This is a genomic window from Streptomyces mabaensis, assembly GCF_053763515.1.
On the sequence record NZ_JBSOPZ010000005.1, the window covers coordinates 164,430 to 176,378 of the forward strand.

Below are 11,949 nucleotides of genomic sequence, written 5' to 3' on the forward strand. Positions count from 1 at the left end.
CCTGCTCTTCACCCCATCAGGTGATGAAACGGGGAACCCCGCCCGGAGCGTGCCGTCCGGTCAGGCGTCGATGCGCGAGCGGTCCAGCGTCGCGGCCGAGCTGGTGATGAACTCCTTGCGGGGAGCGACCTCGTTGCCCATGAGCAGGTCGAAGACCTGTTCCGCCGCGTCCAGGTCGCCGATGTTGATGCGCCGGAGGGTGCGGTGCCGGGGGTCCATCGTGGTCTCCGCCAGCTGGTCGGCGTCCATCTCGCCGAGGCCCTTGTAGCGCTGGATCGAGTCCTTGAAACGCACGCCCTTGCGCTGGAACTCCAGCAGCGTGGTGCGCAGCTCGTTGTCCGAGTACGTGTAGACGTACTTGTCCTGGCCCTTCTTGGGCTGGACCAGCTCGATCCGGTGCAGCGGCGGCACGGCGGCGAACACCCGGCCCGCCTCGACCATGGGGCGCATGTAGCGCTGGAAGAGCGTGAGCAGCAGGCAGCGGATGTGCGCGCCGTCGACGTCGGCGTCGACCAGGAGCACGATCTTGCCGTAGCGCGCGGCGTCGATGTCGAAAGTCCGGCCCGAGCCCGCTCCTATGACCTGGATGATCGCGCCACACTCGGTGTTCTTCAGCATGTCCGAGATGGAGGACTTCTGGACGTTGAGGATCTTGCCCCGGATCGGCAGCAGCGCCTGGAATTCGGAGTTCCGCGCAAGCTTGGCGGTACCCAGCGCGGAGTCTCCCTCGACGATGAAGAGCTCGCTGCGGTCCACGTCGTCACTGCGGCAGTCGGCGAGCTTCGCGGGCAGCGAGGAGGACTCCAGCGCGGTCTTACGGCGCTGCGCCTCCTTGTGCTGGCGGGCCGCGATCCGGGTACGGGCGGCCGCGACGATCTTCTCCATGACCGCGCGGGCCTGCTGCTTGTCGTCCCGCTTGGTGGAGGTCAGGAACGCCTTCAGCTCCTTGGCGACGACATTGGCGACGATACGCGTGGCCGCCGACGTGCCCAGGACCTCCTTGGTCTGGCCCTCGAACTGCGGCTCGGCCAGTCGCACGGTCACGACCGCAGTGAGCCCCTCCATGGCGTCGTCCTTGACCACGTCGTCCTCGGCGACGCGCAGCAGCTTGGCGGAGCGCAGCACCTCGTTGACGGTCCTGGTGATGGACCGCTCGAATCCGGAGACGTGGGTGCCGCCCTTGGGGGTGGCGATGATGTTGACGAAGGACTTGACCTGCGCGTCGTACCCGGTGCCCCAGCGCAGCGCGATGTCGACGCCGAGCTCGCGGGTGACCTCGGTGGGGGTCATGTGGCCGCGGTCGTCGAGGACCGGGACGGTCTCCTTGAAGATGCCGTGGCCGGTCAGCCGGAGCACGTCGCAGACGGCCTTGTCCTGTGCGAGGTACTCACAGAATTCGCTGATGCCGCCGTCGAAGCGGAAGATCTCCTCGGTCTTGCCGGCCCCGTCGATGCCGCGCTCGTCGCGGACGACGATGGTGAGCCCGGGCACCAGGAACGCGGTCTGCCGGGCCCGCTGGTACAGCGTGTCCAGGGACAGCTTGGCGTCCTTGAGGAAGATCTGCCGGTCGGCCCAGTAGCGCACGCGCGTGCCGGTCCGGGTCTTGGGCACGCGCTTGCCCTTTCGCAGCCCGCTCACCGGGTCGAAGGGCGCGTCGGGGCCCTGTTCGGTGAAGATGCCGGGAACCCCGCGGCGGAAGCTGATCGAGTGCGTGGCGCTGTTGCGGTCGACCTCGACGTCCAGCCGGGCGGAGAGCGCGTTGACCACGGAGGCGCCGACGCCGTGCAGACCGCCGGAGGCGGCGTACGAGCCGCCGCCGAACTTTCCGCCGGCGTGCAGCTTGGTCATCACGACCTCGATGCCGGACAGGCCGGTCTTCGGCTCGACGTCGACCGGGATGCCCCGGCCGTTGTCCTTGACCTCGACGGAGCCGTCCTCGTGCAGGACGACCTCGATGTGGTCACAATAGCCACCGAGGGCTTCGTCGACGGAGTTGTCGATGATCTCCCAGAGGCAGTGCAGCAGGCCGCGGCTGTCGGTGGACCCGATGTACATGCCGGGGCGCTTGCGCACCGCCTCGAGGCCTTCGAGAACGAGAAGGTGCCGCGCGGTGTAGTTGGAGCCGTCACGGTCTGCTCCGGTCAACAGCGCAGTGGAAGGCACGGACGTGTCGGCGGTCACGCAGTTCGCTCCTCGCTGAATTTCTTTTCTGGCCCGGTCGGGCCCAGGGGTGGCTGGGTCGCCCGTCAGAGGGTACCGAGGCCTGGTAGAGCCGATGTAACGCCACCCTCGTGAACCCTCAGAGTAGTCCAGGGTCGTATGAATGTTCGATCTCTCGATGGAGTGAAGCAAACATCACGTTCCCTTCCAGGCATGAACCATTTAGGCTCCGGGCACGTCCTCATGAACAACCGGCAAGCCGGCCGGGAGGAAGACCGAGACAAGCAATGCGAAACCGTAGAGCCAAGCGATACGGTCCATTCGCCGCCAACCGGCAGCAGTCAGCCACTTCGGAAGGAAGTTTCGAGGAAAAGCCGCGAGCGGGAACGTTTTCGGCCTGGTTGGATGTTGACCCTGGTACGACAGCTCGTCGAGCTAGAGAAGAGGCGACGTGACTACTGTTCTGACCCCCGCGAGCCCCCTGACGGCCGCTGACCGATGCGACCGTTGCGGAGCCCAGGCATACCTGCGTGTCGTCCTGATGAGCGGCGGTGAACTGCTCTTCTGCGCCCACCACGGACGCAAGTTCGAGCCGGAACTCAAGAAGATCGCCGCTGAAATACAGGACGAGACTGAGCGGCTGACCGCCGCCCCGGCCTCCGCCGACGACGAGGAACACTGAGACCTCGCACCTACGACGAGCCAGTACCGGTCCCGGACCGGGCTACGGGCGGCGCTCCCCGCGTGCCGGGGAGGCCGCCCGTTCTGGTGCGTCGTGCGCCGCGGACCGGCGCTGACGGAGGCGTACGCCATGATCTGGCGTACGCCGGAACGCTCTGCGATCAGCCCTGTGCGGCCACAGCCGCCGCCAGCGGCGCGATCCGCGTGTAGACGCCCGGGCTGTCCGCCCGCCCGCAGCCACGCCCCCAGGAGACCAGGCCGATCAGCCGGCCTCGTACGACCAGCGGTCCCCCGCTGTCCCCCTGGCAGGCGTCCGTCCGTCCGTGCGGATCGCCGGCACACACCATCGACGCTGCGACAAACCTGCCGTAGGCGTCGCCCGGGTATGCGGTCTCGCACACCGTGTCCGGCAGCACACTCACCGAGGCCGCGCGGAGCGAGAAGGCGTAATTCCCGACCCCTGACGTGTCCCCCCAGCCGTACACAGCCGCCCCCGGCCCGGGTGCGTACGCGGAGTCGCCCGGTCCGGCCATCGGCAGTACACCACTGGCGGGCACGGGCACCGAAAGTGTCAGAACGGCAAGATCACCGGCGTTCGAGACGGTGTCGTACCCCGGATTGATCCAGGTACCGCTCACCGGGATCTCACTGCCGCCGGAACCGAGCAGCTCCACCCTGCCGGCGATGACCTTGAGGTCCCGGACCGAGCCGAGGGGTACGCCGAGCGCCTCCCGGCTCAGGCAGTGGGCCGCGGTCAGCACTTTCGTGGGAGCCACCACCACGCCTCCGCAGAACTGTCCGGCCCGGATACCCCCGAACCGGTCACGGCTGGAGAGGGCGACCGCCCACGGGCTCTCGCTGAGGCTCACGGGCCGGCCGCCGATGACGACACCGTCGGCAGCCGCCGGGACGGCTGAGACCAGCGGTGACACGACTGTCCCCGCCAGTATGGCCAGTGCACCTGTCAGGGCTCGGGCAAAGGGACGACGCATGCGGCCTCCTGACTCTGTGTGTGCATTGCTCACCCAGAGTCGTCCGCTCCGCCCGCGGGCGCACCTGCGAACGCCGAGGGCCCGGAGTCTCGTGGCGGAGACTCCGGGCCCTCGGCGGAACCGCGGGGGCGACCTAGTCGAGGTAGTCGCGCAGCACCTGGGAGCGGGACGGGTGGCGCAGCTTCGACATGGTCTTGGACTCGATCTGGCGGATGCGCTCGCGCGTCACGCCGTAGACCTTGCCGATCTCGTCCAGCGTCTTCGGCTGGCCGTCGGTGAGGCCGAAGCGCATCGACACGACGCCCGCCTCGCGCTCGGACAGGGTGTCCAGGACCGAGTGCAGCTGCTCCTGGAGGAGCGTGAAGCTGACCGCGTCGGCCGGCACGACCGCCTCGGAGTCCTCGATCAGGTCACCGAACTCGCTGTCGCCGTCCTCGCCGAGCGGAGTGTGCAGCGAGATCGGCTCGCGGCCGTACTTCTGGACCTCGATGACCTTCTCCGGGGTCATGTCGAGCTCCTTGGCCAGCTCCTCCGGGGTGGGCTCACGGCCCAGGTCCTGGAGCATCTGGCGCTGGACGCGCGCGAGCTTGTTGATGACCTCGACCATGTGCACCGGGATGCGGATGGTGCGGGCCTGGTCGGCCATGGCGCGGGTGATCGCCTGCCGGATCCACCAGGTCGCGTAGGTGGAGAACTTGTAGCCCTTGGTGTAGTCGAACTTCTCGACCGCGCGGATCAGGCCCAGATTGCCCTCCTGGATCAGGTCCAGGAAGAGCATGCCGCGGCCGGTGTAGCGCTTGGCCAGCGAGACGACCAGGCGGAGGTTGGCCTCGAGCAGGTGGTTCTTGGCGCGGCGGCCGTCCTCGGCGATGATCTCCAGCTCGCGCTTGAGCTTCGGCGCGAGCTTGTCGGAGTTCGCCAGCTTGTCCTCGGCGAAGAGACCGGCCTCGATGCGCTTGGCGAGCTCCACCTCCTGCTCGGCGTTGAGGAGGGGCACCTTGCCGATCTGCTTGAGGTAGTCCTTGACCGGGTCGGCCGTGGCACCGGCGACGGCCACCTGCTGGGCCGGAGCGTCGTCCTCGTCGTCGTCGGAGAGGACGAAGCCCTTGTTCTCGCCGCCCTCTTCCTCCTCCTCGGCGCCAGGCTTGCCGGTGCCGGGGGTCTCCTCGACGGGCTCCTCGTCGAGAATCTCGTCGTCCTTCTTGGCGGCGGCCTTCTTCGCCACCGTCTTCTTGGCCGCCGTCTTCTTCGCCGGGGCGGCCTTCTTCGCCGCGACCTTCTTGGCGGCGGCCTTCTTCGCGGGCGCGGCAGCGGCCTCGTCCGCCACGGCGTCCACCGTCTCGTCCACCGGGGCCGGGGTGTCGGCCACCGTCTGGGCCGCGGCCGGCTTCGCCGGGACGGTCTTCGTGGCGGTGCGCTTGGCGGGGCTCTTCGCTGCGACGCTCTTTCGGGTGCGCTTGGGCGACTCCGCGGCACTGACCATCAGCGTCACACCCTCTTCCTCGAGGATCTGGTTGAGGCTGCGCAGAACATTCTTCCACTGGGTTGGCGGAATCTGGTCAGCCTCGAAGGCCCGACGCACGTCATCGCCGGCGATCTGCCCCTCAGCCTTTCCCCGCTCGATGAGCGCCATGACAGACTCGGACTCGGCGATCTCCGGCGGGAGCGTACGGGATGTGCTGGCCGACACGAACAACCTCTCGGAACGATGGAAACGGCTTCCGGCCCCGTCCTCTGCTGGACCGGAGCCGACGACCGACGGCTGGGAATGGGCCGACGGCGCGGGGTGGAGCAGCGGAGCTGCACAGCGCCCTGAGCGGCTGCTGTATTCCCTCCTCGAGCATCACCTCTTAGGTCATCGCGCTACTACGCAGAGCGTTACGCCCAATCTGCGTGGCCCGAGTCACACCCCGTAAGCCATCAAAGCGGCACATACGAGGATAAAGCCCCCACAATGGTGTCGGGAGGGAGGGACCGGGAGGAGGAAAAAAAAGGTGGCTGGGGGGTGGTGGGTGGGTTTCGTTTGGGGGGGGGAGCAAAGGGACCACCGAACAACCCCATAGCCAAACAAAATCACCACCACCCAACCACCCCCCCCCCCCCCCTCCCCCCCCCCCCCCCCCCCCCCCCCCCCGACACACGGTTCGTCTGCGTTTGGTCCGCGCTCGTCTGCGCGGTACGGCCGCCAGGCGCACGACCTGGCCGTGCCCAGCGGTCAGTGCTCGCGCGGTGCGGGCACCACGCGCTCCACCTCCGGATGGACGGTGAGCAGCTGGCGCATCGCGGATTCGGCCCCCTGGGAGTCTCCCGAGGCGAGGGCGTCCGCGATCCGGGCGTGGTGGGCGACCGAGGTCTCGCTGGGCCGGTCGCAGGCCGTGATGGGGCTGCCGGAGACCTGGAGGGCGGCGGAGACGATCCCGGAAAGGTGCTCGAGCATACGGTTGCCGGCGACCTGGATCAGCAGCGAGTGGAACTCGGCGTCGGCCCGGGCGAAGGTGACCGAGTCGGCTTGCGCCAGGGCGTGGCCCATGATTTCGACCATGTCGGCGAGCCGCTGCTGGACGTCCTGCCGGCCATGTCCGGCGGCGAGGCGGGCGGCGAGCGGCTCGATGGTCCAGCGCAGCTCGTTCAGCTCACGGCGCTGGTCGTCGCGCTGCGGCCCGAAGGCCCGCCACTCGATGATGTCCGGGTCCAGCAGGTTCCAGTCACTGACCGGGCGCACGCGGGTGCCGACGTTCGGGCGGGCACTGACGAGGCCCTTGGCCTCGAGGACGCGAAGCGACTCGCGCACGACGGTGCGGGAGACCTCGAAGCGCTGGCCGATCTCTTCGGGTACGAGCGGACGGTCGGCGCCGAGGTCGCCCGAGACGATCATCTGGCCCAGCTGCTGGACGAGTTGGCCGTGCAGCCCGCGGCCGCGGCTGCCCGCCGCGCGCCGGCCCACGCGGCCCAACTCCACGTCCGCGCCGTCCCAGTGGGGGGCAGCGACGCGATCAGGTCCGGGCGCCTCTGCGAAGGGGTAGCGGTCGAGATCGCCCGGGCCGGCGAGGCCAGCGTCGGCGTGGCGGGCGGCGGTCATCATGGTGTGCGCAAGGGTACTCACGCATCCTTTGTCGGCGTGGCTCAGGCGCCTCTTGAGGTCTTTGGTGAAAAGCACACGAAAGGGTGATCGCAGCCACCCCCACAATTGACGCCTTATCGGAAAGAACCGGGCGCCCTCCGGGAGGTTGTGGCCAGTTCGGCACGGCGTGACCCCAAGTCGGTCACCAACGGGCCCTGGTGCGAAGCCTTGTGAACAGATACGCGCAAAGCAGGCCGGCCAGCGACAGAGTGAGCGCCGCACCCACCGGTTGTCCCATGACCCGCAGTGCCGCCATCAGCCAACGGTCCATGGCGTGCGGCCACTCCACCCACGCCAGTTCCCGCAGGCGGGCCGGAAACCCGACCGCCGATGAAGCGGACGGAGGCACGATCACCTTCTGTACGAGCGGGACGATCACCACCGGCACCGCGAGCACCGCGGCCAGCCCGGCCGCGGTCGCCCGGAAGACGCCCGCCGCGAGCAGGCCGGCCCAGGCGCAGCCGATGGTGAGCCCCGCCCAACTCGAGGCGAGGGAGGCCCAGTCGGAGGGGAGCGGCGTGTCCCCCCCGTACACGAGTCGTACCGCTGCCATCGCGGCGGCGACCGAGAGGCTGGCGAGCAGCAACGCGACACCGGCGGAAACGGTGAGCTTGGCCGTGAGCAGGCCGAGGCGACGGGGGACGGTGCCGCGGTCGGCGGCGAGGGCGGGATAGCGGAACTCCTCACCGAAGGCCAGTGCGCCCAGGAGACCCGCGCCGAGGGCGGCGGGCGGCAGCGGGAAGAACTCGGGCCAGGCGGCGAAGACCTGGGGCAGCGGAGCGTGCCCGGTGCTGGCGAGGACAACGGCGATGACGACGGAGGAGACGAGGACAGTCGCCGCCACCAGGAGCGCCGTCCTGACCCCGGCGATACGGCGCAGCTCGTAACGGAACGGGCGCAGCGGGCTGCGGACGGGATGCGGCAGGGCCGGAGGCGCGAGCGACTCCTCGGGAGCGGAGGAGTCGGAGGTCCCGGACGGACCGGGCGGGCCGGGCTCGGCGGGGGCAGCGGCCGAAGCGGCGGCAGGGGTGGCGGCCGAAGCTGCGCCCGGGCCGGCGGTCGGGCTGGCGGTCGGCCCGGAATCGCCGATCTCGTCGGCGAGTTGGTGGACGAGGATGCCGTGCCGGAACGCGGTTTCGCCGATGACCGCGCAGTTGCTGCCGTACACCGAGAGGCGGTTGCCGTCCTCGGCGACCACCTCGACGGAGCGCTGGGCCGCGCGCGCCTCCCTGGCGACGAGGTCGCCGAGCCGGGCGGCGTGCGGCGACCTGACGACGACGCGGGGGCGCAGCCGCGTGCGGGCAAAGTCGACCGCCTCCTGGTCGGCGACGAGCCGGCCGTGGTCGATGGTGACGACGCGGTCGGCCGTCCGCGCCGCCTCCTTGGGGTCGGAGGTGGTGAACAGCACGGTGCCACCGTGTGCGGCGTGGCCGCGTAGCAGCCCGTGCAGCCAGCTCTGCTCACGCAGCGAGAGCCCGTCGGCGGGTTCGTCCAGAAGGAGCGTGCACGGATCGCCCAACAGCGCGGCGGCAAGACCGAGTCGACGGTCCATGCCGAGCGAGAGGGTGCCCAGCCGCTGGTCCCGCAGCCCGGAGATGCCCACGACGTCCAGCATGTCGTCGGCCCGGGACGCCGGAACTCCCGCGGCGGCGCACAGCATGCGCAGCTGGCTGCGGACGGTACGGGCGGGGTGTCCCGGTACATCGCCGAGCAGCACTCCCACCTCGCGGGCGGGGTGGGCGACGCGGTGCAGGGGACGCCCGCGGAAGTACGTGACACCGCGGCCCGGTTCGAGTTCCAGCATCAACCGCAGCGCGGTTGTCTTGCCCGAATCCGGGGCACCGAGGAGGGCCGTGACCCGGCCGGGCCGTGCCTCGAAGGTGAGGTCGTCCACGGCGGGCGGGAGATCGCGGCGGGGGGCACTGGTAAGTCCGATGGCCTGGAGCATCGCTTCTCTCGCGGGAGGTGAGACCGCTCGGCGGCAGAGTGGTTACCGCAGCAAGATAACGCGACATTTCCGACTTTTCGGTACAGCAAGCCGACGGCGGGCGTCAGACCTCCGGACGGAGCATCGGCGGATTGAGCAAGGTCGCTCCCCCGGCCCTGAACAACTGTGCGGGCCGGCCGCCCTGACGGGTCGTGGTGCCCCCCGCCGGCACCAGGAACCCGGGAGTCCCGGTCACCTTGCGGTGAAAGTTCCGGGGGTCGAGCGCGACACCCCAGACCGCCTCGTACACCCGGCGCAACTCTCCCACGGTGAACTCAGGAGGGCAGAAGGCGGTGGCGAGCGAGGAGTACTCGATCTTGGATCGCGCGCGCTCCACACCGTCCCCGAGGATCCGGGCGTGATCGAAGGCGAGCGGGGCAGGCTGCTCTCCCTCCCGGCCGAAGCCGCCTTCCTGGTCGAGCAGCTCTTCGACGGGAGCCCAGCGCGCGCTGTTGGCGTCCCCGCCGGCCCGGGGCGCCGGGAGGTCCGGAGCGAGCACCAGATGCGCCACGCTGACCACCCGCATCCGCGGGTCGCGCTTCGGGTCGCCGTACGTGGCGAGCTGTTCGAGGTGGGCGCCATTGCCGGACACCGGGTCGGCGGGGTCGTGGGCGCACAGGCCGGTCTCCTCGGCGAGCTCACGCGCGGCCGCCGCCGACAGATCCTCGTCGCCCCGGACAAAGCCGCCAGGCAGCGCCCAGCGGCCCTGGAAGGGCGGCTCACCGCGACGCACCACGAGCGCGCAGAGCGCGTGGCGCCGCACGGTGAGCACGACCAGGTCGACGGTGACGGCGAAGGGCGGAAAGGCCGACGGGTCGTAGGGGGACATGCCGTGATCATAGTCGTCTGCCTGACGATAAACAGTCGTTTGGCGATCAGCTTCACTCCCCGTCGCACCGCTTCACACACTGAGCTGAAGCCCATCGGCTGCCTCCTCGACCATCGCGAGCCCGAGCCTGCTGACGCGTACGCCGAAGGGTTCTCCCGCGACCCTCAGTCCGGAGAGCTGCAAAGCCCCGAGCGGGGCGCTTCGCACCGGGGTGAGCGCGACCGCTCCCGCCGGTGCGTCCGGGCGGATCCCGGCGAGGGTGGAGAGCAGATGGACCCCGGCGGCTGCGGAGACGGCAGCGGGGCGACAGGCCGCCGGGTGCGGCAGTGGGGCGCTGCCGGCCGTGCGCTGCTCGCCCGCGTACATCTCGGGCAGCCGGTGTCCAAAGGCTTCGGCGGCGTCCAGCACGCCGCGCAGCAGGGCGCATGCCACCTTCTCGTACCCCGCGGCCGCGAGTCCCGCAACGGCGACAGCCGTCTCGTGCACCCGCACGGCGCCGCCGCGGTGACCGAACGGGTTGAAGCCGGCCTCTTTGCTGCCCAGGCTGCGCAGGCCCCAGCCGGAATCCACCGCCGGGCTGCCGAACAGCCTGGCCAGTTGCTCGGTTCGTGCACGGTCCAGCAGGCCGGGGGAGTGCCGTCCGGATCCGAGGAGCCCTGTGTCCAGCAGGTGTACCGCTCCGCTGCCGAGGTATGGCACGGGCCGGCCGTCGGGAGTGAGCGCGGCGGCCGGACGGCCACCCGCCCGATCGTCAAGCCAGAACTCGTCCCGGAACCTGTGCCGCAGCGCCGCGGCCCATTCGCGCAAGCCGTCGGCGCCCGCCCGGCCACACTCCACCAGCAGCTCGGCGCCGAGCAGCGCGGCCCGGTGGGCATGGGCCTGTGTCTCGCACCGTCGGGGACCGGCCGGAAGCGGCTCGGGGAGAAGTCCACTTTCGCCGACGGCGGAGCGCAGCCAGCCCAGGCAGCGTTCCGCCGCCGGGAGCAGTTCCTCGACGTCCTTCTCCGGGAGCCCCCAGCGCCTGGCCTCGGCAAGCACCACAGGAAAGGCGAGAGTCGCCTCGATCCCCGTACAGCTCGGCGGAAGATGAGGTCCCGCCGCTCTCAGCGGCCCGGGAATGCGTCCGCAATCCGGTCCCGGCCCGGTCAGTTGGGTACGGGCCAGTGTACGCAGCGTGTCCGCGGCCAGCCGGGTGCCGAGCGGCAGTGCCATCCGCGCAGCCCACAGTGCTTCGGCGGGCGCGAGCCCGCAGCGCCACGGAGCTCCGGCTGCCAGATGAGCGTCGGACGGGTGGGCGGGGTCCCGCAGCAGCAGGGCGCGCAGGTCGTCGATGCTGGCGCGGAGGAGTGCCTCGGCACGAGCATCGTCCGCCTCCGCCCGGGCGGATGCCAGGACGGTCGCGGCATGGCACCCGCCCGGGAGTCTGACCGCGCGGCCCTGGCCGGTCCGCAGTTCGATGGTCCGGCTCGCGCCGGGGGCCAGCTCCAGTTCCCAGCGCAGCAGTCCGGCCGAGGCCAGGGCGTCTTCGGGGGGCGGCTCCGCGGTGATCACGGACTGCGCACCCGGGGACGTCCAGCGCAGCCCCGCGCTATGGACGGTGGCGGGCAGTTCGGGGCCCGGCCGGCCCGCAGCGACCGCGCTCAGCTCCGCGAGATCGGTGCCCAGCGAGAGCTCCACCGGCAGACGCAGCGGACGACCCGCAGCGCTGCGCACCGTGATCCGCTCCGTGCCGTCCGCGTGCCGGAGCCGCTCCACGCTGATGTCGGGGTCGGGGCTGCCGTCCGCCGACGTACGCACGGTGGAGACGAACCGGGCCTGGTCGGCGGAGACCTGGCTGCCCTGCACCGCGACCGGTTCGCGGCCCCCCACCAGCAGGCGGCAGCGGGAGAGCAGCCGGCGGCCCGACCGGTAGACGCCCTCCAGGCCCTCGCCCGTCAACTGGCCGTGCTCCGCGGAGATCGCGAGGCAGGGCACCGCGACACAGATCAGAGAGGCGTGCACGGGCGGCAGCTCCCCCGGCCGACGGACCCCGGACGGAGGCAGCTGCCGGGCAGGGGCGGGAGTCGGGCCCGTGCCCGGCCGGCGGGCGGAGGGAACGGGGAGGGCCATGGGTCGCCTTGTCTGCACTGCGGACGGTTTCACCGGTCGGCGGCGCGGGTCGCCCCCTTCCACCACACAG

General features: G+C 70.7%; 8 protein-coding genes. 1 reads left to right on the plus strand and 7 read right to left on the minus strand.

Annotated features, from left to right (window positions below):
• Positions 1–60: 60 nt before the first annotated feature.
• Entirely contained in the window at positions 61–2,181 is a 2,121-nt protein-coding gene (locus ACWV17_RS06500) for a DNA gyrase/topoisomerase IV subunit B (RefSeq protein WP_455356531.1), read from the minus strand.
• Between the two features lie 430 nt (positions 2,182–2,611).
• Here ACWV17_RS06500 and ACWV17_RS06505 point away from each other — a divergent pair, with 430 nt between their 5' ends.
• A complete protein-coding gene (locus ACWV17_RS06505) occupies positions 2,612–2,842 on the plus strand; it encodes a DUF7455 domain-containing protein (RefSeq protein ID WP_455356532.1) in 231 nt (76 codons plus the stop codon).
• Positions 2,843–3,002: 160 nt separating this feature from the next.
• Here ACWV17_RS06505 and ACWV17_RS06510 read toward each other — a convergent pair whose 3' ends face one another.
• The 6 genes from ACWV17_RS06510 to ACWV17_RS06535 form a co-directional block, all read right to left on the minus strand.
• On the minus strand, positions 3,003–3,833 hold the full coding sequence (locus ACWV17_RS06510; protein ID WP_455358843.1) for a S1 family peptidase: 831 nt from the start codon (positions 3,831–3,833) through the stop codon (positions 3,003–3,005).
• 133 nt (positions 3,834–3,966) lie between these two features.
• The gene (locus ACWV17_RS06515) at positions 3,967–5,523 is read right to left on the minus strand and encodes an RNA polymerase sigma factor (protein WP_455358844.1); all 1,557 of its coding nucleotides are present in this window, start codon (positions 5,521–5,523) and stop codon (positions 3,967–3,969) included.
• 525 nt (positions 5,524–6,048) lie between these two features.
• Positions 6,049–6,990 (minus strand): FadR/GntR family transcriptional regulator, encoded by a 942-nt coding sequence (locus ACWV17_RS06520; protein ID WP_455358845.1) that lies wholly within the window; start codon positions 6,988–6,990, stop codon positions 6,049–6,051.
• Between the two features lie 106 nt (positions 6,991–7,096).
• On the minus strand, positions 7,097–8,902 hold the full coding sequence (locus ACWV17_RS06525) for an ABC transporter ATP-binding protein (protein WP_455358846.1): 1,806 nt from the start codon (positions 8,900–8,902) through the stop codon (positions 7,097–7,099).
• Between the two features lie 103 nt (positions 8,903–9,005).
• On the minus strand, positions 9,006–9,770 hold the full coding sequence (locus tag ACWV17_RS06530; protein WP_455358847.1) for an NUDIX hydrolase: 765 nt from the start codon (positions 9,768–9,770) through the stop codon (positions 9,006–9,008).
• A gap of 72 nt (positions 9,771–9,842) precedes the next feature.
• The gene (locus tag ACWV17_RS06535) at positions 9,843–11,879 is read right to left on the minus strand and encodes a glycogen debranching N-terminal domain-containing protein (RefSeq protein ID WP_455358848.1); all 2,037 of its coding nucleotides are present in this window, start codon (positions 11,877–11,879) and stop codon (positions 9,843–9,845) included.
• Between the last annotated feature and the right edge of the window lie 70 nt (positions 11,880–11,949).